Consider the following 24,191-nt stretch of genomic DNA (forward strand, 5'->3'; position numbering starts at 1 on the left):
GTGCGCTTTAGCCCAGAAGAAATTCGCCGGCTAAAAGAGTGGGATAAGACCCTCATCTGGCATCCCTTTACCCAGATGAAAGAGTACGAAAAGGAAGATGCGCCCATCATAGTAGTAGGAGAGGGCTGCTATTTAATCGACATCGAGGGACGCCGCTACCTGGACGGGGTGAGCTCCTTGTGGGTAACCGTGCACGGCCACCGGGTACCCGCTTTAGACCAGGCCATAAGGGAGCAGCTGGAGCGCATCGCCCACTCCACCCTGCTGGGAATAGGCAACGTCCCTTCCATCTTGCTGGCGGCCAAGCTACTAGAAATAGTTCCTAAGGGACTAAGCCACGTCTTTTACTCTGATAACGGTTCCACCGGCGTGGAAATCGCCCTGAAGATCTCCTTCCAGTACTGGCAGAACAAAGGCGTGAAGGAGAAGAAGCACTTCCTCTCGTTTTACAACGCCTACCACGGGGACACTCTGGGAGCGGTGGGAGTAGGAGGAATAGAGCTTTTCCACCACATTTACGGTCCTCTAGTGGTTCCGGCAATTAAAGTCCCCAGCGCCTACTGCTACCGCTGCCCTTACGGGCACGAGGATTCCGGCTCTTGCTCCCGCGACTGCTTCCGGGCCGTGGAAGAAGTAGTAAAGGAAAACCACCGGGAGCTGGCAGCGGTAATCATCGAGCCGGCCATCCAGGCTGCCGCCGGCATGATCCCTTGGCCCCCCGGCTTCCTGCGGCACCTCCGAGAAATCTGCAACCGCTACTCCCTCCTCCTCATCGCAGATGAGGTGGCCACCGGCTTTGGGCGTACAGGAAAGATGTTCGCCTGCGAGCACGAAGGGGTAGTCCCCGACCTCATGGTGCTGGCCAAGGGAATAACGGGAGGCTACCTCCCCTTAGCAGCCACGCTGGTAACCGAAGAAATTTACCAGGCTTTTTACGCCGACTATGCGGAAAACAAGACCTTCTATCACGGGCATACCTACACCGGAAATCCTCTCGCCTGTGCGGTGGCCCTAGCCAACCTCCGCCTGTTCGAAGAGAACCGGGTATTGGAAAGGCTCGCCCCCAAAATAGAGCTACTAGCTTCTCTGCTGGCGGAGATCCGAGAAGAAGAGCACGTGGGAGACGTAAGACAGGTGGGCTTCATGGTGGGCATAGAGCTGGTGAAGGACAAGAAGACCAAGGAGCCTTATCCTTGGGCTCAGCGCATGGGACACCGGGTAATCCTCAAGGCTAGAGAAAAAGGGGTGATTATCCGCCCTCTAGGGAACGTAGTGGTACTCATGCCCCCGCTAGCCATAACGGAAGAAGAACTGGTAAGACTCTGCCGGGTGGTAAAGGAAAGCATCCGGGAGGTCACTTCCCGGTGCGAGTAGCAGAAGTTACTGAAACCACCTTCGCCGGCGCTCCCGCTTACTGGGTAATTCCCCCGTGGGAGGAAGGGATAAGGGAGTGGTCCTGCACGGCTATGGGAGTCACAAAGAAGAAGTACTGGGCCTGGGACTTGCGCTGGCAAAGGCGGGAATAAAAGCCCTCGTCCCCGACCTGCCGGGCCACGGAAAAAACCTGACGCCTTTGACCGGAGAAAGCCTCCCGGCCTTCGGCCGAGCTCTTAAAGAGGAGGGTTTTACCTGGGCAGTGGGGCACAGTTTGGGAGGAAGATTGGCCCTCTGCTTGGACGCCCATCATTTTTTCCTGCTCTCGGTACCGCTTAAAGCCTCCTTTTCCGGATCCCGGACCCAGATGCTCCGGGTGCTGCGCGCCCGCTGGGTCCGGGAGGAGAAGCCTCTAGAGGGCCTGAGCTCGGCCCTGAACTCCCTCCCCTTACATTGGCCGCCGGAAGGAATGTTGCTCCTGGCAGCCCGCGACCTAGCCACCTGCCGGGAAGCTGCCGAACTTGCCCGCCGCCGGGGATGGCAGGTGGAAGTGGTAAAAGGGACCGATCATCTGAACCTTCCCCAAGCACCAGCAACCTACGCCCTTCTGGAAACTTTCATCCGGGAAAGAAGGGAGAGAAGATGAACGCCCCTGCCCTCTTTCAGCAGTGGGCTTCCCTCTACGCCTCTCCTCTCAATGAGCACTTCTACCGCCAAATTGCCGCCGCCCTCCTGGAGAAAGTAGAGGGCAAGCCTGGCCGCATCCTGGAATTAGGTGCCGGTACCGGTACCGCCACCGCTCTTTTACGCTCTTCTTATCCGGAAGCTTGGCTCACCGTGACCGAACCGGCGATCGATATGCTCCGCTACAACCGCGCCCGTGCCTTTCCCCGCACCCGCTACCTCCTCCTGCCGGCCGAAAAAGTGGGAACTCTGGGAGAAAAGTTCGACTTCGTCTTTGGAAATGTCTGCTATCACTGGTTTCCTCCGGGAACCCTGGCGGTAGTAAAAAGCTGCCTAGCACCCGGCGGAAAGGTGGCCTTTTCCATACCCGTAAGCGGCCAGGAGAGAGCAGAAGGAAACCGGCTTCTGCTACAGGTCGGCCGGGAAGTGGGAACTGGGAAAAGACCAGGAAGACAGATGAAACCTGCTCGGCTCTACCGGGAGTTCTCTGCCTACTTCCCTTATCTTTCCATGACTCCCTTCATGCTGGAAGAGAGCCATCCTCCCGCTCTTTTGACCCTGCTTTTGCGCATTCGCGGTAGCTTTTACTTCCTCTTCGGCGACCGCGCCGCCCTGGCCGAAACCAGGTTTTTCCACCTGGCCTCCCGTTACGAACGCCTCCCCTTCGTCTGGAATCTGGCTCTGGTGGTGGCCGGAATATGAAAGAGCTTGTGCGCCTGCAAAGCCTGGCCGAGCGGGTGCTGGCCGGAGAAAACATAGGTAGTAAAGAAGCAGAAGAACTATTTTCCCTGCCTCCGGAATACACCCCTTTGCTCCTGGGCTTTGCCCACCTCATAAAGCTTAAGTTCCGGAGGAATAAGGTAAGCCTCTGCGCCATTGTCAACGCCCGCTCGGGCAGGTGCCCGGAAGACTGCCGCTTCTGCGCCCAGTCAGTTCACTATAAGACCAGAGCTCCTTCCTACCCCCTCTTGCCAGAAGAGGAGGTGCTGGAGAAAGCACGGTTGGTTTACCGGGCCGGAATCCGGCGTTTTAGTCTCGTCACCAGCGGTCCTCGCCCGGGTAAAGACTTCGAGCGGCTTTGCCGCCTGATACGCCTCTTAAAAAAGGAGCTCCCAGGGCTCAAAGTTTGCGCTTCCCTGGGAGCCTTGAATCGGAAAGAGGCCCTGGAACTAAAGGAGGCGGGGCTGGATCGCTACCACCACAACCTGGAAACATCTCCCAGCTTTTTCCCCCGCATTTGCACCACCCACCGTTTCGAGGATCGGGTGGCTACCTGCTGGACAGCCGCAGAGGCCGGCCTAGAACTTTGCAGCGGGGGGATAATAGGTCTAGGGGAAAGCCCCGCCCAGCGCTGGGAACTGGCCCTGGCCCTAAGGGAGCTCCCCGTGGTCTCGGTGCCGGTAAACATCCTGCACCCTATCTCCGGCACGCCGCTGGAGAACCAGCCTCCGCTCCCTCCGGAGGAGATCCTGCGCTCCCTGGCTATTTTCCGCTTCCTCCTGCCCCACGTGGCCCTGCGGTACGCCGGGGGCAGGGAGTTTAATCTCAGGGATGCGCAGAGTCTGGGACTCTGGGGAGGGGTGGACGGCATGATCACGGGGAGCTACCTCACCACCCCAGGCCAGGGGATAGAGCGGGATCTAAAGCTTCTGGCCGACCTGGGCATGGAACCCGGTTTCTAAGTCGCCGCGCCGGCGATTTCTAACGAGAGAGGAGCAAGATCAATCACCCTGGCCCCCAACTCTCGATCTAAAGCGAACAGAGCTTGGGGGTAATTCTGGACCAAGCGCAGCTTCTCCACAACAGCAGTGAAAGAGGCCTCCTCCTCCACCTGTTCGGTTACGAACCATTGCAAGAAAATCTGGGAAGCATGATCTTTCTCCTCTACGGCCAGGTTCATGAGCTCGTTGATGCGGCGGGTAACCTCTTGCTCGTGCTTAAGGGCTTCCTCGAATACCTCCAGAGGCGAATCCCAGCCTGAAGGAGGAGCAGGGATCTCTCGCAAAACCGTCATTCTACCCCGATCATGGACAAAATTGTAGAACTTGAAAGCGTGGACCATCTCTTCTACACTCTGAGACTTCATCCAACGGGCCATCCCTTCCATAGGCCTGGCCTCAAAAAAGGCCGCCATGGAAAGGTAAAGGTAAGCCGAGTAAAACTCCCATTTGATTTGCTCGGTTATAGCATCGAACATGCGCTCGGAAAGAGTCATTTTTCACCCTCCTGACCAGCGTTTACAGGCTGCGCTTTAAAAGATCTAGGTGCTCGCAACTCAGGGGAACCGCGGCCAATGTCTCCAACCCAGCTTCTTCCTGGCCGCTGATTCGCACGCGGTGAAAGAGGAAAAGCCCTCGCTCCAGGTCAAAAGTGAAGGTGCCCAGATTTTTGCCCGATAAATACTCGGCCAGTCGTGGAGACTCCTTTAAAGCTTTGGTCACAAAACCCGGTGCCCAGATGCGGACGTGGAAAAACAGGTCAAAGGGCGAATTAGCCTCGGCCGCCGCCTCCAAAAAGGCGCGCGTCAAAGGATAATTGACCTCCGGTCCAACTTCACCGCCGTAGGTAACCATCACCAGGTCGGTTCCCTTAAGCTTAGCCACTGCCTCCTTGGTTTCTTCGGGTTTTTCGGTCACCACCGTCACCACGCGAGCCAAGCCCCCTAAGCGGGTGAGGAAGGCGGCTCCTACCGCGCCAGTGAGGCTAGCGCAAATATAGGTTTTGTTGGTCACTAACCCTAGACTTCCGCGCAAGCGGTAAAGACGGACCAGCGCTTCCCCCACTACTCGCCCAGTCAAAGCCCGCAAGGTAAACTGTTCCTCTAAACTCAGCTTAGACACCTTCAAACCCCCTTTTCCTGTAATTGGAAGACACTTAACTTGCATTATAAATTAAAACCCTTATAAAAACAAGTTCAAAATCAATCTAGTGTGCGTCAAGAGTTAGTAGGTGAACTCGGAGAGGAAATTTCCTGGAATTTGAGACCACGCCGCCTCAATCCCGCCTCGACCAGGCTCAAGCTAGCTCAAAGCTAGGCCGGCTCAACTCCCGCAGCACATACTTCACCCATGGAGCTCCGGCAGAGGGCCCTTTCAGTGCCGGCAACCCTGCTCTAAGCCAACTCCTCGCTTCCTCTACCTTCCGCTTCACCTCCACCTGCACCGCCTGGGCCAGATGCTCCTGCCCGGCCAGCCTTAACTCCCACCGAGAAGTGTACTTCTCTAGCTCCCCGTTGGACCGCGCCGACAAAACCCGCGCCATCCTGTCTGCTCCTGCCTCCGTCCAGCTCGCTCCTATCCTCTTCATCCGCCACCCTGCCCCGTGCCACACTTGCCCCTCTATGGTCCCCAACCGCTCAGTACCAGGAGAAGTAATTATCCCAGACCAGTTCTCTTTCAAATAGCGCCAAAGCCCCTCTATCCTCTTCTTCCTGACTCCCCGAACTCCCCTCACTGCTTTGTTCAGAACCTCTTCCACCCTCTCCCACTCCCTCGAAGCTATGGCCTGCTTGGCTTCGTTGTAAGTCTCCTCGTCGTGCCAAAATGCCTCTACGAGCCGCCGGTTCAAATGGTAAGGATCCAAAACGTGCACTGCCCCGGGGAAGTAATCTACCCCCTGCTTGGCCCACTCCGCCCCGTCGCTCCCAAGGTATATTTCCTTCACCTGGCCCATGTCCCACCGGCTCGCTACCCCAGAGTAAACTTCCTCCCACATCCTCTCCCCTTCGCCTACACCGCTCATTACCAGCTTGTCCTTTAAAGCCTTCCGTCCACCTCCAACTTCCTCTTTGCCCGTGTAAGCCACAAAGAGTCTTACCTCTTTCCTTTTCTCTTCGCTCCTCTGGAGTCTTATCACCATCCCGTCGGCCTCTATGTAAAGCCTGGAGGTCTTCTCTTTACCTCCGGGTGTCTCTCCCTTCTCAAAAACGGCTTCTCTCCTGGACTCTCCTTCCTGCCTGAGCGCTTCTCCTGCTTCCTGCACGGCCTGCCACACCGCCATGGGGCTGATCCCCGGAACAAGATAGCCTAGAATTTCTGCCGCTCGCCTGAAGGGCATGTCCACCCCTAGCTTCACCGCCATCTCTTTCAAGCGCGGTGTGCACCGGGATCTCTCCGACCAGCCCAAGGCCTGGTCAAGAAGAAACTTGGCTTCCCCCGTTTGCTTGTTCCGGTAAAGCCGCCTCTTTACTTTGAGTTCTCCAAAGCTGGTGACTAAGGTCCTTTCCCTGAACCCCACTACTTCCCAAACTCGCTTGTCCCTCGCGTTCATGAGGTGGGTGTCTATCTCTTGCAGAACCCAGGCGAAAATTCCGAGGGACATTTCTAAAGACCGCCTCTGCACTTCCTTCTCGAGTTGGTAAAAGTCGCGGCAACCGGTGATCAATTCGCTGATTTTTTCTCCAAAAAGAAGGATCTGGTCCACCAGAGGTTGAATATTTGAAATGGTTTGCATCGGACCTCGCTCCTCCTCGCTCCTTCTTTCAGTCCATGAAAGTTGTCTGTGAGGGGCGAGGTCTCCTCCTTCATGAACCTCCTCCGTCACCTACTGAAATTGTACGCTCTCATCAATCTAATCGGTAAGTGTTTTATCTGCAACGCAAAAGGGCTGCCTCGCTTAAGCGAGGCAGCCCCCTCCAGGCGAAGAGGGAAGAAAGAGGCTAGGGAGTCAGGATATTGACCACGGTCAAACCGTGCTCCTGGCCCACCTCCAGCCGGACCCCCACCATCTCCTGCGCTACGAAGCGCAGGGGCACAAAGGTGCGGTCGCCCACAATGATGGGCGCGGTGTCCATCTTCTTGGTTACGCCATTGACCGAGTAGGCCTTCTGGTCGATGTACATCTTGATAACCTTATCCCCCTTGGTAACCGTAACCTCCCGGTTGACCGGGTTCCAATTCACCTGGCAACCCAAAGCCTCCATCAAGGCCCGCGCCGGCACCATGGTGCGGTTATTCTGGTCGATAAAGGCCGGCGGTTCGGCGAAGAAGAGCTGGCCGTTGAGCTCCAGGATCACGTTGGCCGGGTGAGGAAGTGTCACCGGCGTGGGGGGCGGGGTGGGCGCGATCGTCTCCAGGTTAACGCTGTTCTCCGGAGTTAGTTGAGGAGTTTCCACCTTCACATTGGGGTCAACCCGGTCGGTGCTGTCCCCCACCAACTCTAGATCTAACTGCACTTTGCCCGTCTTTTCGTCCACCGCCCTGGCGGTAATAGTTACATGCGAATTGGCTTGCTGGCCTTGGATAAGGGCATTGCTTGCCAGCTCCCCGCTAATCCGAAGCCCTTCGGGCAGTAGCAGGTGAAGCTTCAAAGCAGTGTTGCTCCGCGAGTCCCCTCTGGTGCCGACGCAGCTGCTGTTAATCTCCAGCCCACCCAGCGTCTTGCCCTCATCGACGAAGGTCCAGGCCGCCTTCAGCTCCTTGGTCCCGCCAGGCAGGAGCGAAGCCCGGTAGCAAAACTCCTGGAGGCGGAAGTTCTGGGCCAGCTCATGCGCGTCCGCCCGGGTGGGATAATCGCCCGCCTTCACCGCCTCGTCGATCTTCTGGACGATGTCCCTTTTGAGCTGTTCCCTCATCTTTTTCGGATCGAGATCGGACGGCATCACGGCTCTGGTAAACATCGAATTGGGCGCGGGCCCCAGACTCACAGTCGCACCAGAAGAGGAAACGAAATTGGCTACCAGCTCGGCGAAGCGTTCCTTCTCGTTCTTCACCTTTTCTACCAAGTTGCCCAGCGTCTCTTCCCAGCCGGCCTGGTCGAGTTCCAGGGTAAACTGGGTGGGCGTTACCCGGAAATACTTAGAAGGAATGGCTTCCAGGAAGAAGCGCAGAAGCTCTTTGAGCTCGGGGGGCATCTGCTGTTCGCGGTAGTAACTTATATTCTTCCATATGTCACCGAGCTCCGGGCCCTGAACGTAAAGGTAGGTAGGTAAGAGCCGCAACTCGTCTTCGGAAGGGCCGGCTTCCGGCGGAAGCATGTGCCGCAAAAGCTCCAGGAAGCTTTTGTCCAAGATCACCTTATCCCCGTCGAGGTACGCGCGCACCGGGTAAGTATGCCCCTGCAAGTTGACCCGCATGTCTATAGCCATCTTCTTTTCGGAGGCGTTAAGCTTGCTATCCAGATCGATGACCGCTCCCTGAAGCTTAAGCCCCGTCATCTCAGCCAGACTGCCCGAGAAGCGCGTGATTTTTAACTGCCCCTTGCTGGTGGACTTGTCGTAGAACTCGCCAGGATAAGGGGTCGAGAGATCCTTGAGCTGGTCAAGCAGCATCGCTTGAGGAGAAGAGGTCTGCGCCGCAGCGCCGAAAGCCAGGCTGAGGCAAAGCCACAACGAAAGGGTGATCACCAGGAATGTCCTTCTCCGCACCAATTTTCCCTCCCATGGTTACAGTTTGTTTTCATGTTAATTAAAAAACAACTAGACGGTCAAGAATGGTTTAAGGTGCAAAGTATGCCATAAAAGCGCTTGTGAAGGGCAAAGTTCCAACAAATTTCGCCCTTTCTTGGCCTTATGCACTTTATCACTAGAAGAATATTTTACCAGCCCACCAGCTGGCGCATCTCATCGTAACCCTGCCGCTCCAGTTCGGCCGCGCTGGCGAATTGGGGCCAATCCTGCTTGTTGAAGGGGAGGTAGTTCCCCAGCGGGTCCTGGTAGAAGAACTTCACCGTGGCGGGCAAAACCTCGCCCCGATCGTTGAGCTCCGCCACAACCTTGAGGAAGAGGTTGGCCTCCTCCGGCTGCTGCATATCCCGTCGAAGCTCCTGATCCCAGAAGGCGATCTTTTCCTCTACCTGGCGGATTTGTTCCGGGGTGAGTTTACTCCGGTTCTCCTCCAGAAACCTGATGCGTCCCTTCTGCACCGGCCACTCCGAGGGAGACGCTACCCCTATCCGGTAATGCACCTGGGTGGCGAAAATGGCCTCCGCCTGCTTGCCCTCACGGGCAAAGGACAGGCAGTTGATGGCCAGGTTTAAAAGCTGGTAGTGCTGGTACATCTCCTTCAGAAGGTCCGCCGCCCGTCCCTGGAGCTCCTCCAGCACCGGATCCACTTCCAGGTTGGCCACGCACCAATGCTGGTCGCAGGGCGCCACTGTAACCCACATCACCTGGGAGCCCGCAGGCCCAGTAGAAGTCATGAAGTCGAATTTAACCTCGTAGAGCCATTTCCCACCGGGCAAGGACACTTCCTTGATCACCCCATACTTTTCCACCCAGGGGCTGGAAGTGCCAGTCACCCATCCCAGGCTGGCGAAATCGGCATACTTCTGCTGCCGGAGCTCGGGAGAAAAAAGGGCGTACTGCAGCGCACCATTGCGCGTCTGCACCCCCCGGGCCCACTCCTCCACCGCCGCCCGCGGGGTGGCCGGGGCCAAAGCTTTCTCCAGGAGCTCCAGACGCCGCTCCAAATCGTTGGAAATATAGACGGTGGAAGTGCGCCCGTCCCAGTCCACCCGACACTTGAGAGCCTCCGCCACCCAACGCACCGGCACCAGCACCCGGTCGCCGGAAATGACCGGCGGGACATCGGGCTTAATCTCCTTGCCGTTCACCACCAGCTTGACGGTGTCGGCGCCCCAAACGGCCACCGCCCCCACCGCCAAGAGCGCCAGCATCACCGGCAGGAGCCACCATTTCGTTGCCTTCATCCTCGTCCCTCCCGAAGGTTAAAGATTTCCTCAGGCAAGAGTTCGCCTGCTGGGATGTCAAATCCTGCCGGTGGTAAATAAAAAGTAAAAAAATTTCGCGAGCTACATCTCCTGCAGCCGGCGGATGCGCTCTTCGATGGGCGGGTGGGTGGAAAAGAGGCCAGCCCAGAAGCTTCCTTCCCCTTCCTTGAAGGGATGCACGATGTACATGCCGGCGGTGGCGGGGGTGGCCCGCTCGACCGTAGCGTGATGCTCCTTGAGCAAGGTCAGAGCCTTGATGAGGCCCTGCGGGTTGCGGGTCAAATCCACCGCCGAGGCATCGGCCTGGAATTCTCGGTTGCGGGAAAGAGCAAATTGAGTGAGCACCGCCGCCAGGGGAGCCAGCAAAAGCAGCAATACGGCCACCACATAAAGCAGCGCATCCAAGCCGCTCCGGTCCCGGTCGCGCCGACTCTCCCGCTCTCCCCCAAAAAGCCCCCCGTAGAAAAGCAAGCGTTGCCCCAGGTCAGATAGAAGCACGATCACCCCCACCAGGGCGATGGCCAGGGTCATGAGGCGGGAATCGCCGTTACGAAGGTGAGAGAGTTCGTGCGCCGCCACCCCCTCCAGTGCTTCCCGATCCAGGAGCTGGAGGAGGCCGGTGGTGAAGGCCACCGCTCCCGCCTCCGGACGCAGGCCCACGGCGAAGGCGTTAGGGGCCGGATCGTCCACCACGTAAACTTTAGGTTTGGGCATACGGGCAGCCAGGGCCAGCTCCTCCACCACGTGGTGCAGTTCCGGGTACTCTTCCTCGGAAACTTCACGCGCTCCGGCCAGATTCAGCACCTGCCAGGATGCGGTGGCGTAAGTGAAGGGGAGGTAAAAGGCGGCGAAGATCAATCCCAAGCCCAACCCCAGGCGGGTATCTCCCATGACGTAGCCCACCGCCGCCCCCACCGAGGCTAGGAGGAGCACGAAAAAGCCCATGAGCAGATAGGTGCGGCGCTGGTTCCGCCGCAGGGCCTCGTACAAGATCATAGCCATCACCTAGACCCGCCCTAAGTGAGCTTGACCTGCGGGGCTTCCCGCTCCTCTTCGGGAATGGCGAGCTGCTCCACCCTCCGAAAGCCGAAAAGCGAAGCCAAGATATTGGCCGGGAAGACCTCCCGCCGGATGTTGTACTCCGCCACCGTCTTGTTATACAGCTGGCGAGCGTAAGCGATCTTATTCTCCGTAGTGGTGAGCTCTTCCTGCAGGCGCAGGAAAGTGGTGTTGGCCTTGAGGTCGGGGTAGGCCTCGGCCAGGGCGAAAAGGTGCCGCAGCGCTCCACCCAGCTCCTGGTTGGCCTCCATGCGCTCTTCCGGAGTTCCTTGGATCAGACGGCTCCGCATCTCGACGATCTTGGCTAGGGTCTCTTGCTCGTACTTCATGTAGCCCTTAACCGTCTCCACCAAATTGGGGATGAGATCGTGGCGGCGCTTCAGCTGCACGTCGATCTGAGCCCAGGATTCCTGGATCCAATTGCGGTAGCGCACCAACCCGTTGTAAACCAGGACGGCGTAGAGAGCCACTGCCAGGACTATGCCCAGCGCTATATACCCTAGCATTTGGCGAACGCTCCTTTCCAGAATAGTTAAAGCTAACCGCTAACGAGCATACCACAGCTTTCCTCGCCCGGCAAGCCGTCAATCGCCTTGGGGTTCCGGGATATTATCTCCTTCAAACCCGCGCTAATCCGTCCTCAGGAGCTCCCCGGCGTAGCTTCTGCCCAGGATCAGGCCCAGAACAAAATAGATAAGGGCTGTGCCCGCAGCTAAACTGGCCCAGGTGGTCCAGATGAGGCGGGCGAGATCCACATTTTCGGCGCTGAGCCACATAGCCCGGGCGGTGGGAAGCCAGTCCCAGAGGGCAAAGAAGCTATGGGCCAGAGCCAGGAGCCAGGGAAGAAGAATTAGGTTTAAGGCTTCCCGCCCCAACAATCCCTTTAACAGAGATTGAGGAGCTCCCAGGCGGCGCAAGGCAGCCACCTGGTAGAGATCCCGCTCCCGTCCCTCCCTGAGTTTAAAGTAGACCACGGTGACGCTGGCCAGGGTGAAGAGGAGGGTTAAAAGGGCCAAGGTGAAAAGGAGCCCCACGGCGTATTGATACCTGTTGGCGTAGGCGTCGGCCAGGGTATTCACCGCCACCTGGGGATAGGAGTTCTCCACATCCTTAAGGGCGGAGACCACGGCGTGGCTCTCCTGCCACCGGGGGTAGAAGAGGGCCACTACCGGGTAGGTCCAGATATGAGGTTTTCCTTGCTCCAAAAATCCGGCAAAGGTCCGGTCATCCACCACCAGGAAGGTGATAAAGGGAAAGCCCGCTCGGCTGGTGTCGGCCAGTTGGGCAGGAACTGCCGCGCTGCCCGCTATTTCCACTTCCAGGCGGGGGCGACCGGAGAGCTTGAGACTTTCCGGAGTGAGCTTGCGATAATCTTCCCCGTCTTGGACGGGAATAAAGGAGATCCGCCCTCCCTTTTTCAGCCACTCGGGCAGAGAGCTCTCAGCCCGGAGGGCGAAGGCCTCACCGGGTTTCAATTCCGGAAGTGAGGGGTAAAGCCCCCTGAGGGTGGGAAGGTACCGCTCTATGAGGTGGATAAGGCGCTGGTAATCCCGGGCCCGGATGATCTCTATCCCTTTTTCCAGCTGGCTCCTTTCCGGTTCGCCTGTCTGTTCCCAGGAAGGCAGGACGGCCTTGGCCCGGATCACCTCCAGGTTTAACCTCTCCACCGGGGAAAACCCGCCTTCCTGGAGCTCCCTCTCCACTTCCTCCGCCGCCTTCCCCAGCGGGGCCACCTCCTGAGGGGACATGGGAGTTAACTGGACCGGTATGGGGTTCTCGAAGCAGGTCCACTGCAGCAAGACAAAATGCATCCCCACCAAGAGGCTGCCGGCGGTGAGCACCGCGGCCAGGAGGAAGGCTATGACCGCGCCGGCAGCTGCGTGGCTCTTGACCCGGGCCGAAAGCCGCGCCCGCAGCAGAAGCCCCTGAGCGTTTCTCCTCCCTGCGGTGCTCCTCCACCACCAGCGAAAACCCTCGGCCAGGGTAAGGTATCCCCCTCCCAGGACCAAGCCTAAGAGAACCAGGGCCAAGGCCAGCCACAAAACCACCAAGATTCCGAGGTTGCTATCCTGCGCCTGTCGGAAGATCCAGGGATGAACGACCGCGGCCAGCACGTAAGCCAGGGCCAGGAGGGTAAACCCTTTGAGCGCTCGGGGCAGGGAAGCGGGAGTCACTTCCTCCACGCCCCGGGAAGCAGCCAGAAGCTGCTTGGGCCAGCGCTTGACCGCCCACCAGGCGGTGAGAAACCCCTCCCCCGCGAAGAGCAGGGTAAAAAAGATGCAGGTTATGACCAGGGGTTCTGCCCTGAAGATGTAGGGCAGGCGTTGCGGCATTTTGAGGATCACGCTGGCCGCCAGGAGCAATAAGGGTTCCAAAAAAATGCCCGCCAAGAGACCCGTTATCAAGGCTCCTGTGCCCAGCATCACGCTTTCCAACCACACCAGAGCCCTCCTCCCTTTAGGGGACAACCCCAGGGTGGCCAGCAGCCCTAGGCTGGGACTCTCCGACTGTAACAGGAGCCGGTGAAAGTAAAATACCGTGCCCAGGGCAAAAAGAAAAGTGAGGTTTTTCATTAGGCGGAGCAATCCCACCAGGTAGTCGCGGCCATAGATCCCCACCAGCCCTTTCATGGTCAGGCCCAGGCTCTGGAAAAGATAAAAAAGGGTGACGGAGAAAGCCGCGGTGGCCAGGTATCCCAGATAGGGCCGGGGACGGCGGTAAAACAGGCGAATCCAGAGGCGCTGCCAGGTCATACCACCGCCTCCTCCAGCGAGGCCAGGGCCTCCAGGACGCGCCGGTAAAACTCCCTCCGGTCCCCGCCACTCCTCAACTCCCCGTGTATCCGCCCATCCCGCAGGAGCAGCACCCGCTGGACGTAGCTGGCCGCCAGGGGGTCATGGGTGACCATCAGGACGGTTACCCCTTCCTCTTGGTTTAAACGGCAGAAGATGTCCATGATAACCCGGCTGGTGTGGGAATCCAGGTTGCCGGTGGGCTCATCCGCCAGCAAGAGGGAGGGTCTGTGCACCACTGCCCGGGCAATGGCCACCCGTTGCTGCTCCCCGCCGGAGAGCTCGAAAGGGAAGCTGCGCAGCTTATCGGAAAGGCCCACCGCTCGGAGGACCTGGTGAACCCGGGAGAAGGCCTCCTCCCCTGCAGGTCTTTCCAGGATCAGGGGTAAAAGCACGTTTTCCTCCACCGTGAGGGGGTCCAGGAGCTGGTAGTCTTGAAATACAAAACCCAGATGGCGGCGCCGGTAGGCGGAAAGCTGCTCCTCCCCCAGCTCCTCCAGCGGCTCTCCCCGAAACTGGATGCTTCCCCCCGTGGGGCGATCCAGCCCCGCGATGAGATTTAAGAGGGTGGTCTTGCCGCTCCCCGAGGGCCCCATAACGGCCGTGAAACTGGCTTCTCCCAGGTCGAAACTAACCCCGGCCAAGGCGGTATGAGAGGCTCCCCCTTTGCTCCGGTATATCTTCTGCAAGTCCCGCACCCTTAAAAAGGGCAATTGCAACACCTCCCCCGAAGGTCTCGCTTTCATTGTAGAGCCCGGGAAGGAGGTTTACCTTAGCTGAAGGTGACAGAGCCCACCGCCAGCCTTACAATTTTGTCACCTGGGCATCGTCTTCCAGGGCGGGGCTTAGATACTGGGGCTGGGGAAAGTTCAGGACAAACTCGGTTCCTTGACCCGGCGCAGAGAAGGCCACCTGGATCTCCGCCCCTATCCGGCGGGCACCTTCCCGGGCCAGGTAAAGCCCTATCCCCGTGGCCCCCGTCGCTTTGCGGCCCGCTGCGCCGGTGAAAAAGGGGTCGAAGATCCTCCCCAGTTCCTCTGGTAGAATACCCCAACCCTCATCCCGGAAGCGCACCTGGAACGCCCTTTCCCTCTGGGAAAAGGAGATCCAAAAACGGGCCGTTTCCTGGTGGGGTCGGCGGCCGTACTGGAGGGCGTTTTTTATTATCTGTTCCACAACCAGGTGGGCCCATTTGCGATCCCCGCACACCTGGTAATCCTTTTCTTCCCCTTCCACCTGGAAGCTTGGGTAGATGCGCCTCCACACCCAATCTTCCCGGTAGGTGTTGACCACCTCCCGGACCAGCTCCACCAGGTTAAAGCGCTGGGGCAGGAAATCTTTGGAGGAGTCTTCCAGGCGCAGGGCGTGCAGTATCTGGCCCGCCAAACTGTTAAGCCGACTGATCTCTGTGGTGAAGGCTGACCGCAAAACCTGCCAGGATTCTTTCCCTTTTCCTTCCTTAACGGCCCTGTCCATCTCGAAGAGCAAGAGGGTCAGGGTTTGCAGAGGGGTCTTCATGTGGTGGGCAGCCCTAAGGGAAAGGGTGGTGTAAAAGAGTAGTTTTTCCCGCTGCTGAGCCTGGTCACGGCGCCAGGCCCTATCCCAACGGGCGAGGGCTTCCCTTACCAGCTTTCCTTCCCAGGTGGGCGCTGGGGGCGGAGGCAGGCCCGCCCCCACCCCCTCTCCACTCCAGCGCTCCAGGGCTTGCCAGAAAGGCCACCGGACCGCCACCTCCCAGAGAAATCCCCCGGAGAAAAAGGCCAAGGCCATTGCCCCGGCGTAGAGGGCATCCCGCCCCAGGTAAGGTAAACCGTTAAGCTTGCCCGCCAGGAGAAACACCGACATGCTTCCCAGGAGGCCCGCAGAAACTAAAAGCATTAGGCGCCAGTGGTCCGCGAGGTAAAAACCCAGGTAACGAAAGGCATTTTTCCTAATCACTGTCCTTTTCCCCTCCAGGAACCAGCGCCAGGCGGTATCCTGAGCCCCGCACGGTCACCAGGGCCCGGGGCAAGCCCAGGCGTTCCAGCTTTTTTCGCAAACGCCCCACATTGACCGTCAAGGTATTGTCGTCCACAAACTGATTATCGTCCCAGGCGGCCAAGAACAGCTCCTCCCGGGAAACCACCTCTCCCTGGGCTTCTAGGAGCCTGGCCATGAGCCTGGTCTCGGTGGGGGTAAGCCAGAGCCGAACCTCTCCATAGCTGAGCTCCTGCCGCCGCATATCTAAGGTAAGCCCCCCGTAGACCCTGAGATCTTTTTCCCCCACGGCCAGCTCCCCATGAGCCCGCCGTAGAAGGGCTCCCACCTTGGCCACCAGCAACTCCGGGGTAAAGGGCTTAACCAGATAGTCGTCCCCGCCCTGCTCCAGCCCCCGGATCTGGTCCAGGGGGTCGCCCCGGCCGGAGATGAAGAGGATAGGGATGTTGGTGAAGCAGCGCAAACGGCGAACCCAGTAAAACCCGTCGTAGAAGGGGAGGTTCACATCCAGGAGCAAGAGATGGGGACGGAACCGCTTCACCACCTCTTCTAGAGAGGCCAATTCTTCTCCTTCCGCCACCCGAACCTGGTAGCCGTAGCGGCTGAGCACGCCTTCCAGAAGCCGGGCCAGGGCCTGGTCGTCCTCCACCAGCAGCAAACGGCACATAGAGGGTTAACCTCACCTCACAGGATGGATAAATCCCTTTCAGAAAAGGCCCCATCTTAAATTACCCGCACCGTGCCCCTTTTCCTCCAGCGCCTCACCCAGCCCCATAAGCCGTGAGGCAGGGCTTTAGAAGGAGGGCTCGGAACTTAAAGCAGTGTTAGGGCGATGGTAAAGCATGGAGATTTCGGCCCCGGAGCTCGAAGTTCCCTAATCGGCCGTTCCAGCTCCCCTTTCAGCGCCAACCCCATACGAAGAGAAGGAGTTCAGGCCGAATCCACGCTGGCCCGGAAGGGAGAAGAGAGCCTCAAGAGCAGCGCAGCTGCCTAGACGGCTTGGCGGGACAGATTAGACACCTACTTCGCCAGCAGCTGGCCGAGTTTTCCTACTCGATAAGTATCGAGTAAGTGGCAGGCGGAGCCCCTTCATCACCAGGCAAGCGGAACTCCAGCTGCGTGTTGGGAGTAAAAGAGTCAGCGGCGAATTCAAAATAGTATTCGCCCCAACCGTAATCCTGTAGGGGGTGGGTAGTCTCGGTCCGCCAGCCATCACAGCTCCATGCGATCTCACCCGGGCGCTCATGCTCGATCCGTAAGCGATAACTGTGGGGAACCCGCTTAACTTTGTGATTCCTCTTCCAAATGACCAGATCCACCTGGGGTGATCCCAACACATATCGGCGGTACACCGGCTCCAGACGCTCCAAAATCTGCCTGGTCTTCTCCGCTCGGTACAGCATGAGATACTCGGCGTGGGCCCAGACCAGCGGGCGAGCTGACCCGGTGGGCCTTCCCGGATAGAGATCTTTTTCCGGTATGGCCTCGGCGTCCCAGACCTGCTCGGGAATCAACCCGCATTCCCCCGCGCACCGCTCCATGAACTCCAGAAAAGGGCGGGCCGACCTCCCGGCCGCCACCTCCCAATGCCCCCTCTCCCCAGTTAAAAGCGGCCAACCCCTACCTCTCCCCACCCCTCGATAGGGTGAGCCGTCCTCCTGTTCTCCGTAGCCATCGTGGTTGTACCGGTGCCAAACGGGCCCAAACTCGGTTTCCGTCTTCAAGAGGGCGTCGTACACCTCTATACTGTTTAAAATATGGGGATCATCTGGCCTTTTCAAGCCCAGGCGCACCAGGTCTAGAAAACCGCCATCGATAATGTTGTACTTCGGGTAGAGAGACTGGAAGTCGGGCGGCAGATTTTTGATAGGAACGAAGCCCTTATTGGGATCGCCTTCGGTCTGCTCATCCCCAGGATAAACAGCGTTGATCCGCTCGTAATACTCCGGTTTTCCCGGCAGGAGCTTACCCGTAGTGGTGTACGTCCAGGCATCTACCTGGCTCCACCAATAGTCGGCCACCTCCTGGAAATAGCGCGCCCCTCGCCAGTCGCGAGCTCCCTTGGCGAAAAGGCTGGCCACAGTGAGAGCCGCTATGCAAATAGCCAGAGTGGAGGGAGAATAACCTCCGTCTTCCTCCCAGCGATCCTGGGGGGTAACCGGGCCATTCCGGGTAAGGTAGAGGGCCGCTTTCCGGATCATCCGGCCGTAGAGCTCTTCCCCCTCGCCGCTTTCGGGCCGCACCAGATGGTAAGCCAGCAGTATGGGATAAGCGGTTTCGTCCAGCTGCACCCCGCCCCAGTATGGGCGCCCGTCCAGCCAACAATTCTGGGGCCACCCTCCATCCTCTTTCTGGATGGTGCTAAGATAATTGAGAGTCTGCTCTGCACCTTCCCGGTCGCCCACCGCCAACAAGCCCAGGGCAGCCTTGCACAGATCTCGGGGCCAGACCAAATGGTAGCCACCGATATTGCTACCGAAAGCGCTCTCTCCCCAAGGGATGGAAAGAGAAGCCACAATCCCCCCGGGAAAGCTTTTGTCCATGTGGCAGCGAATAACCGCTGCGCTAATCTTAGCCTCGCGCCCTTCCATAACCGGATCTAGTTTTTCCAAATAACGATTCCAAGAGGCCACGTACTTTTGTAGCAAGCGCTCAAACCCGCGGTTAAGCGTACTTTGCGCTATGTGCATGGCCCCCTCTTCTGTGGCAGAAAAAGCCAAGGCGGCGGTGAAAGTAGATCCCGAACTCAGATCTATTTCCGCCGTTAGGGCCACGTTTCCCTCCGGAGCTTCATCGAAGCTCCATTCCATCCGCCGGTGGGCTTTCAGATCTTGCCAGCCGTCGGAAAAACCCACATAACCGCAGGAGGCCCGCAGCAACGGTGCAGAAAAAGCCAGCGCCAGGAAAGTTCGCCGTCCCCGGGCCAGCAGCATGGAGCGACCCCGGTAATTTCTAAGGTAGGCCGAGTTAGGGCAATCGCAGTTTTCCAGATGCGGGGCCAGCAAAGCGTAAAGATGAAAATCCCCCTCCTGGAGGGGAGAGAAGTCCACTCGCACTATCATGGCGTCACTTTCCGGGCTGGTGATTACAGTTTTAACCAATTGGTAGTAGCGATCCCTATCCGTGGATACGATACGGTAAGCAGGAGCGAAATGACTCTGATCCACGTATTCCACGTGGTGTTCGGCCTTCTTTTCCTCCAAAAAAAGGCCCCTTTGAGCCTCCACTACCAGGAACTGAAAATCCTTCACGTTGGCCTGATCCACCGTGGGGTAATAGATTTCGGTAACGATCCCGTCCGCCAGAGTGAACCAGACGCGAGAATGCCCCTCCAGAGCCGTTCCCACTCCCATCTTTTTGGCCGAAGACCAGTTGGGGGTGACTCCCGGCTGACCAAAGGCTTTCATGCTTCGATCCCTCCTTAACTCAAAACATCTGCTCGATCTCTTCCAAGGTTTTTCCCTTGGTTTCCGGCACCAGGTAGTAAACGAAGAGCAAAGCTGCCACTCCCATGCCGGCGTAAATAAACATGGTGTTGCCCATGCCTAACCGTTGCACCAGGGAGAGGAAGGTCAAGGAAACCAGCAGATTAGTGGCCCAGTTGGCCACGTTGCAGAAAGACATTCCCGTACCCCGCAGGCGCGAAGGGTAGATCTCGGAAATGAAAAGCCAGAAAACCGGTCCCAAACCAATGGCAAAAGAGAAGACGTAGAAAAGCAGGAGCAATACAAGTAAGGAGCCCCCCAGGTGCAGATAACCCAGATAAACGCCCAACAATAAAAGTGAGGTGACCATACCGCTTATACCCGTGAGCAAAAGCGGCCTTCTCCCCCACCTGTCCACCAGCAGGAAAGCGATGATGGTGGATAGGATATTGATGGCCCCCACCACTGCCGCCGCACCGATAGCAGCCGCCTGGCCGTAGCCGGAAAGGGAAAAAATGGTGGGGGAATAGTAGATCACGGTATTGATGCCGGTCAGCTGCTGAAAACAGGCCAGGCCCACCCCCAGGAGCAACGGCTTGCGCCAGCGAGTTCCCAGGAACTCGCGCCAGCTGAACTTCTCCTCCTTGATCGACTCCTCTATTTGCTCCAATTCCTCCTGCGCCACTTTCTTACCGTCGATCCGGTGCAGCGCAGCCAAGGCTTTCCGCAACCGCCCCCTGACCACCAACCAGCGGGGGCTTTCCGGCAAAAGCACCATGCCCACCGCCAGGACCAGAGCAGGAATTGCAGCCAGAGCGAACATGGATCTCCAGTTCGGGGAAACCAGATAGTCAACCAGGTACGAGGCGGCCACGCCCACCGTGATGGCCAGCTGATCGAGGGTGACCAGCGAGCCCCTGATGCTGGCCGGTGCCACTTCAGCAATGTACATGGGAGAGATAAGCGCTTCCACTCCGATGGCCAGGCCCACCACGAAGCGCATCGCCATGAACTGCACAGCGTTCTGCGCCAGGGAGGTCAGAAAAGCAAAGGTGAGAAAGATAACGGCAGTCAAAATCATCATCAGCCGGCGGCCGAAAAGATCGGCTAACCTGCCTCCCAGAGCCGCACCCAGAACCGCTCCGGCTAGAACGGAGCTCACCGCGATTTCTTGCTGGACATAGCTCATCTGGAATTCTTGCTTGACGAAAAGGAGAGCTCCCGAAATGACCCCGGTATCGTACCCGAATAAAAAGCCACCGATAGCGGCCACCGCCGCCACCACATAAGCAAAGGGACGCAATGGCCTCCGGCTGGCGTGATTTAAAATAGCTTCCCGGGAAGAAGGTATGCCGGAAAGCAAACCGGGAGGGCTAGTGGCCGGGGAGTTAGGGTAATTGCCTCCGCCGTAGCGACCCATTTTCCTGAGTTTACCCCCTCTGGGTCTAACTTCATAATTATTCTACCACCGCCACCTTAAAAATCCCATTAAGTTGATACAAAGATTAAGAGCAAAGCTCAGCGTCATCGGAATATAAGGGGCGAGACGTAACGCCTCGCCCTAGACAAGCAGTCCATAAGAACCGATCACTAAGGTCTCCAGATCTCCCACACTTTCCCCACCAGTTGCGGACCGGGCTTGAGCGTGGGCTTACCCGGCTGCCAGCCCGAAGGCGTGACCTCACCGGTAGCCCGCACATGCTGAAAAGCCTTGATCTGCCGAATAAGTTCCTCCGGGTTGCGCCCCACCTCGGGAGTCAAAACCTCCATGGCCCGGACGACAAAGTCGGGATCAATGATAAAGCGCCCCCGGATGTCTACCCCGGCCGCCTCATCGTAAACGCCGTAAACTTTACCAATTTTACCCCCGGCATCTTCCAGCATAGGGAAGGGCACCCCTCCCTCCACCATCCGGGTGAGCTCCTGTTCCTGCCACACCTTATGCACAAAGCGACTATCGGTGCTGGCAGCCAGCACTTCTACCCCCAGATGCTTCAGTTCCTGATAATGCACGGCAACTGCCGTCAACTCCGTTGGTCAAACGAAGGTGAAGTCACCCGGATAAAAGCAAAGCACTATCCACTTACCGCGGTAATCGGAAAGCTTTAGGGTTTTAAAACCCTCGTCTTTAATATAAGCATTGGCTTCGAAATCGACGGCCTCCTGCCCTACACGCGCTAGCAATACAGATCCCTCCTCAGCCTTGACTAAATTTTTCACTCCGGAAACCGCCGGATCTGCGGGCGCAATGGGTCCCCGAGCCGGCTTAACGCAACCATCAATTTCGCCCAATCTTCACCCTCCCAGATAATCTTAACTTAAGCAGAAGCTGTAAGCCCACAATACTTATTATTCTATAGACATTTTGACTTACCTGCTAAACTAAATCAATTTGCTACATAAATTTTGATAATAAAAGTCATAAGTTAATCTTATGAACACGGAGTGCAGCGAAGAAAAGAAAAGTATTAAAGTCGAATTGACGCGTAAAAGGCAATGGAAAGCAGAACCACCGCACCAATAGCCGGCCAAAACCAGGCGAAGCCCAGGTTATGGATAAGTAAAGCAGATAGGAGCGGCCCGACCATGCCACTGGACTGCCACACCATATTGGCGATACCGGTTACCGCGCCCACATTTTCTTTGCCGATCCGCACCAGAATATTATTGTTGCCAGGCGTGATGATAAAACGCGTAAAACCCATAACCAAAGCCAGCACTAAAAGCCATACCCAGTGAAAAACCCAGGCAAAAGCAGCGGTAATAAGGCCGTAAAGGAGCAAGGACAATACCACCGTGCGCTTCAAGCCCACTTTGTCGATTATCGGCCCGGAAATAGAAGAGGAGAATAGTCCTACCACCGCCATGGCGGAGAATATATATCCCGCTAGAACATGGTTAATGCCTATTGACACAAAGTATTTATACGCGTACAGCGTTATTGACCAGTAAGAGAGAAAAAAGAGGAATCCCCCCAGCGAGACCAGCAGCACTTCCCGATCTTTAAGCAGACCCCAATTGATCTTTTTTCCCGGACCGCTTTCCGTACCCAAAGGGAAGCTGAGAACGGCGAAAAGCAGGCAGAGCAAGCCGGGCAAAAGGTATCCCCACCGCCAACCTAAATGCAAAGCTATCGGAGGGAGAAAAAAGCCCGAAGCCACGATTGCTAGAGGCCAAGCTACGCTATAATAACCGATGTACAGGGAGCGGTTGACACGGTAATAATTGTCGATCAGCTTAAGCGAGGCCGGATACACCCATCCCGCTGCCACTCCCATTAGCAGGCTGGCCAAGTATTCGTGATACACGCTGGTCGCCCCTCCGGAAATAAAAGTGGACAGGGCCAGCAACAGCATGGCCCCGCTTATTATTTTGCCACCCGAGCAGCGATCGGAGAAAAAACCCGCCGGCACCTGCATAGTCACATAACCTAAAAAGTATAAAGCAAACACGTGAGCATCCTGAGTTACAGTGGGATGGAAGGGCATATAAACAGAAAGAATACTCCAGGTGAGACGGGTGTAATAGCTTAGAAAAAAAGTAGTGCTGGCTATCAACAGGGGAAAAAGAGAAACCCTATCCTTTTCCCGCCCCGATTCCCCCAACTAACTGTTCCCTCCCTTTATGCTACAGAAATTGTAACGATTCGCCAATGATCATATTTACACTTGTAATTCTTATCAAAGCATACCGCGCAGCCTTCCCAGTCAGCAAGATGGGAGAAAAGCCCAAGGCTAAAGCGGTCAGGACATCGGACCGAAAAAACTCTTGGTAACAGGGGCTACAATAGTTCACCGATGGAGGTAAAGCGTTGTTACCATCGATAGACTTGGCCCGCCTACTGAGCAATTTATCACTGGCCCTGGATTTCTCACAGCGAGGTTTGCTGCGCCACCACCAGCGAGTCACTTTGATATCTCTGCGACTGGCCACAGCGATAGGAATGCCAGCGTCACAGCGCCTGCAACTATTCCAGGCAGCGATTACCCACGATATCGGAGCGATTTCCTGGGAAGAGAAAAGCGCGCTGGAAATCTTCGATCTGCACAATTCCTGGCGCCATTGCCAGCGAGGACACCGGCTTATCACCGAAGCGGGCTTCCCCTCCTCAGTGGCCGAGCTCGTCCTTTACCACCACGACCATTGGCTAGGGAACAATCCCTCCGGTAAGCAAGGAGAGGAGATCCCTCTGGGGTCCCGTATCATTCACTTGGCCGACCGAGTGGAGGTGCTTCTCAGCGACCACGAGCACATACTGCATCAGAGTCAGTCCGTCGTTGACAGTATTGGAGCGCTGTCGGGAAAGGTTTTCGACCCCCAGCTGGTGGAAACTTTCAGAGCCGTGGCCCGCTGCGAGAGTTTTTGGCTGGACCTAGCCTCTCCCTTCCTGCCCGAGATCTTGCTACAGCTGGCCAGCGATCTGAAGACTAAGATCGAGATCCCCCAGGTGATACCGGTAGCCCGGCTCTTCGCTCTAGCAGTAGATACCCGCAGCCCCTTTACCTTCTACCATTCCCAGAGGGTGGCCGTCACCGCCCGCCTTCTATCCCGGCAACTGGGCATGAGCTCCGAAGAAAGCTTGCTAATGGAAGCAGCCGGACTGTTGCATGATTTAGGCAAACTTGCTGTACCCGGAGATATACTGGAAAAACCAGGACCCCTGACCAGGGAAGAGTTGGACTGGATCAAAGCTCACCCTTACTACACTTATTGGTTGCTGCAGCCCCTGGAAGAGCAGTTGCCCTTGGTGCGCTGGGCGGCACACCACCACGAACGGCTCAACGGGCAAGGCTACCCTTTTCGCCGCTCAGCGGAGGAACTCTGCCTCGGCTCTCGGATTATGGCTGTAAGCGACGTCTTCACCGCCTTGCGCGAGAACCGACCTTACCGGGCCGCCTTTTCTTGGGAAGAGGCCCTCAAAACGCTTCGCGAACAAGCGCGCCAAGGTCAACTGGACCCCACCGTGACTGAAGCCCTAATGGATAGCCGGCGAGAACTCGAGGAACTATGGTTAGCGGTGGAGAACAGCAGGCAAAAGCAATGAGGGGATGAAGAGAAGAAGCTGTCCCGGGTTAACTTTGGGGACAGCCTCTTCCTTCCCTACGCGACAGGGAATTTACTCCTGGTTACCTCCTCCCACCCTTGGAAGGGCCTTCCCCTTTCACCGAAGGAAGCTTGCACCGGTGCCTTGACACCTGCGCAGAGGCCCTCT

The 24,191-nt window shown here is 57.4% G+C and carries 21 protein-coding genes; 6 read left to right on the top strand and 15 right to left on the bottom strand.

What is annotated here, in order from left to right; translation table 11 throughout:
• The 5 genes from bioA to bioB are packed head-to-tail and all read left to right on the top strand — an operon-like array spanning position 1 to position 3,740.
• Positions 1-1,374, top strand: coding sequence for an adenosylmethionine--8-amino-7-oxononanoate transaminase (gene bioA / locus ACTLLP_RS08195; protein WP_441058759.1), 1,374 nt, complete (start codon positions 1-3; stop codon positions 1,372-1,374).
• Positions 1,365-1,526: a hypothetical protein gene (locus tag ACTLLP_RS08200; protein WP_441058761.1), complete on the top strand. Its 162-nt coding sequence runs from the start codon at positions 1,365-1,367 to the stop codon at positions 1,524-1,526. The genes bioA and ACTLLP_RS08200 overlap by 10 nt, the downstream gene beginning before the upstream one ends.
• Complete coding sequence (locus ACTLLP_RS08205; RefSeq protein WP_441058763.1) at positions 1,451-2,020, top strand: alpha/beta fold hydrolase; 570 nt, start codon at positions 1,451-1,453, stop codon at positions 2,018-2,020. The genes ACTLLP_RS08200 and ACTLLP_RS08205 overlap by 76 nt, the downstream gene beginning before the upstream one ends.
• The gene (locus ACTLLP_RS08210; RefSeq protein WP_441058765.1) at positions 2,017-2,760 is read left to right on the top strand and encodes a methyltransferase domain-containing protein; all 744 of its coding nucleotides are present in this window, start codon (positions 2,017-2,019) and stop codon (positions 2,758-2,760) included. Before ACTLLP_RS08205 ends, ACTLLP_RS08210 begins: the two co-directional genes overlap by 4 nt.
• Positions 2,757-3,740, top strand: coding sequence for a biotin synthase BioB (gene bioB / locus ACTLLP_RS08215; protein WP_441058767.1), 984 nt, complete (start codon positions 2,757-2,759; stop codon positions 3,738-3,740). Before ACTLLP_RS08210 ends, bioB begins: the two co-directional genes overlap by 4 nt.
• Here bioB and ACTLLP_RS08220 read toward each other — a convergent pair.
• The 15 genes from ACTLLP_RS08220 to ACTLLP_RS08290 form a co-directional block, all read right to left on the bottom strand.
• Complete coding sequence (locus ACTLLP_RS08220; RefSeq protein WP_441058769.1) at positions 3,737-4,273, bottom strand: ferritin; 537 nt, start codon at positions 4,271-4,273, stop codon at positions 3,737-3,739. The genes bioB and ACTLLP_RS08220 overlap by 4 nt on opposite strands.
• A gap of 22 nt (positions 4,274-4,295) precedes the next feature.
• Positions 4,296-4,898 (bottom strand): hypothetical protein, encoded by a 603-nt coding sequence (locus tag ACTLLP_RS08225; protein WP_441058771.1) that lies wholly within the window; start codon positions 4,896-4,898, stop codon positions 4,296-4,298.
• A 175-nt stretch (positions 4,899-5,073) separates the two neighbouring features.
• On the bottom strand, positions 5,074-6,501 hold the full coding sequence (locus ACTLLP_RS08230) for an ISLre2 family transposase (protein ID WP_441061658.1): 1,428 nt from the start codon (positions 6,499-6,501) through the stop codon (positions 5,074-5,076).
• 214 nt (positions 6,502-6,715) lie between these two features.
• A complete protein-coding gene (locus ACTLLP_RS08235; protein WP_441058773.1) occupies positions 6,716-8,422 on the bottom strand; it encodes a copper amine oxidase N-terminal domain-containing protein in 1,707 nt (568 codons plus the stop codon).
• 170 nt (positions 8,423-8,592) lie between these two features.
• Complete coding sequence (locus ACTLLP_RS08240) at positions 8,593-9,705, bottom strand: copper amine oxidase N-terminal domain-containing protein (RefSeq protein WP_441058775.1); 1,113 nt, start codon at positions 9,703-9,705, stop codon at positions 8,593-8,595.
• Positions 9,706-9,807: 102 nt separating this feature from the next.
• Positions 9,808-10,728: a zinc metalloprotease HtpX gene (htpX, locus tag ACTLLP_RS08245; RefSeq protein ID WP_441058777.1), complete on the bottom strand. Its 921-nt coding sequence runs from the start codon at positions 10,726-10,728 to the stop codon at positions 9,808-9,810.
• A 14-nt stretch (positions 10,729-10,742) separates the two neighbouring features.
• Positions 10,743-11,291 carry a LemA family protein gene (locus tag ACTLLP_RS08250; protein ID WP_441058779.1) on the bottom strand — a complete coding sequence of 183 codons (549 nt, stop codon included), beginning with the start codon at positions 11,289-11,291 and terminating at the stop codon, positions 10,743-10,745.
• Between the two features lie 123 nt (positions 11,292-11,414).
• A complete protein-coding gene (locus ACTLLP_RS08255) occupies positions 11,415-13,538 on the bottom strand; it encodes an FtsX-like permease family protein (protein WP_441058781.1) in 2,124 nt (707 codons plus the stop codon).
• Positions 13,535-14,290: an ABC transporter ATP-binding protein gene (locus tag ACTLLP_RS08260; protein ID WP_441058783.1), complete on the bottom strand. Its 756-nt coding sequence runs from the start codon at positions 14,288-14,290 to the stop codon at positions 13,535-13,537. The genes ACTLLP_RS08255 and ACTLLP_RS08260 overlap by 4 nt, the downstream gene beginning before the upstream one ends.
• A 91-nt stretch (positions 14,291-14,381) precedes the next feature.
• A complete protein-coding gene (locus tag ACTLLP_RS08265) occupies positions 14,382-15,422 on the bottom strand; it encodes a sensor histidine kinase (protein WP_441058785.1) in 1,041 nt (346 codons plus the stop codon).
• An 85-nt stretch (positions 15,423-15,507) separates the two neighbouring features.
• Positions 15,508-16,221: a response regulator transcription factor gene (locus ACTLLP_RS08270; protein ID WP_441058787.1), complete on the bottom strand. Its 714-nt coding sequence runs from the start codon at positions 16,219-16,221 to the stop codon at positions 15,508-15,510.
• A gap of 382 nt (positions 16,222-16,603) precedes the next feature.
• Positions 16,604-18,961, bottom strand: a complete 2,358-nt coding sequence (locus tag ACTLLP_RS08275; protein ID WP_441058789.1) for a glycoside hydrolase family 15 protein — start codon at positions 18,959-18,961, stop codon at positions 16,604-16,606.
• A 19-nt stretch (positions 18,962-18,980) separates the two neighbouring features.
• Positions 18,981-20,399, bottom strand: a complete 1,419-nt coding sequence (locus ACTLLP_RS08280; protein ID WP_441058791.1) for a sugar porter family MFS transporter — start codon at positions 20,397-20,399, stop codon at positions 18,981-18,983.
• 170 nt (positions 20,400-20,569) lie between these two features.
• Complete coding sequence (gene prxU / locus ACTLLP_RS08285) at positions 20,570-21,199, bottom strand: thioredoxin-dependent peroxiredoxin (RefSeq protein WP_502361645.1); 630 nt, start codon at positions 21,197-21,199, stop codon at positions 20,570-20,572.
• A 248-nt stretch (positions 21,200-21,447) separates the two neighbouring features.
• A complete protein-coding gene (locus ACTLLP_RS08290) occupies positions 21,448-22,584 on the bottom strand; it encodes an MFS transporter (protein WP_441058795.1) in 1,137 nt (378 codons plus the stop codon).
• 206 nt (positions 22,585-22,790) lie between these two features.
• On the opposite strand from ACTLLP_RS08290, the gene ACTLLP_RS08295 reads away from it, so the two are divergent.
• Positions 22,791-24,023, top strand: a complete 1,233-nt coding sequence (locus ACTLLP_RS08295) for an HD domain-containing phosphohydrolase (RefSeq protein ID WP_441058797.1) — start codon at positions 22,791-22,793, stop codon at positions 24,021-24,023.
• Positions 24,024-24,191: the final 168 nt, after the last annotated feature.

It is taken from the genome of Desulfothermobacter acidiphilus (assembly GCF_052073645.1).
Classification (GTDB): domain Bacteria; phylum Bacillota; class Desulfotomaculia; order Desulfotomaculales; family Ammonificaceae; genus Desulfothermobacter; species Desulfothermobacter acidiphilus.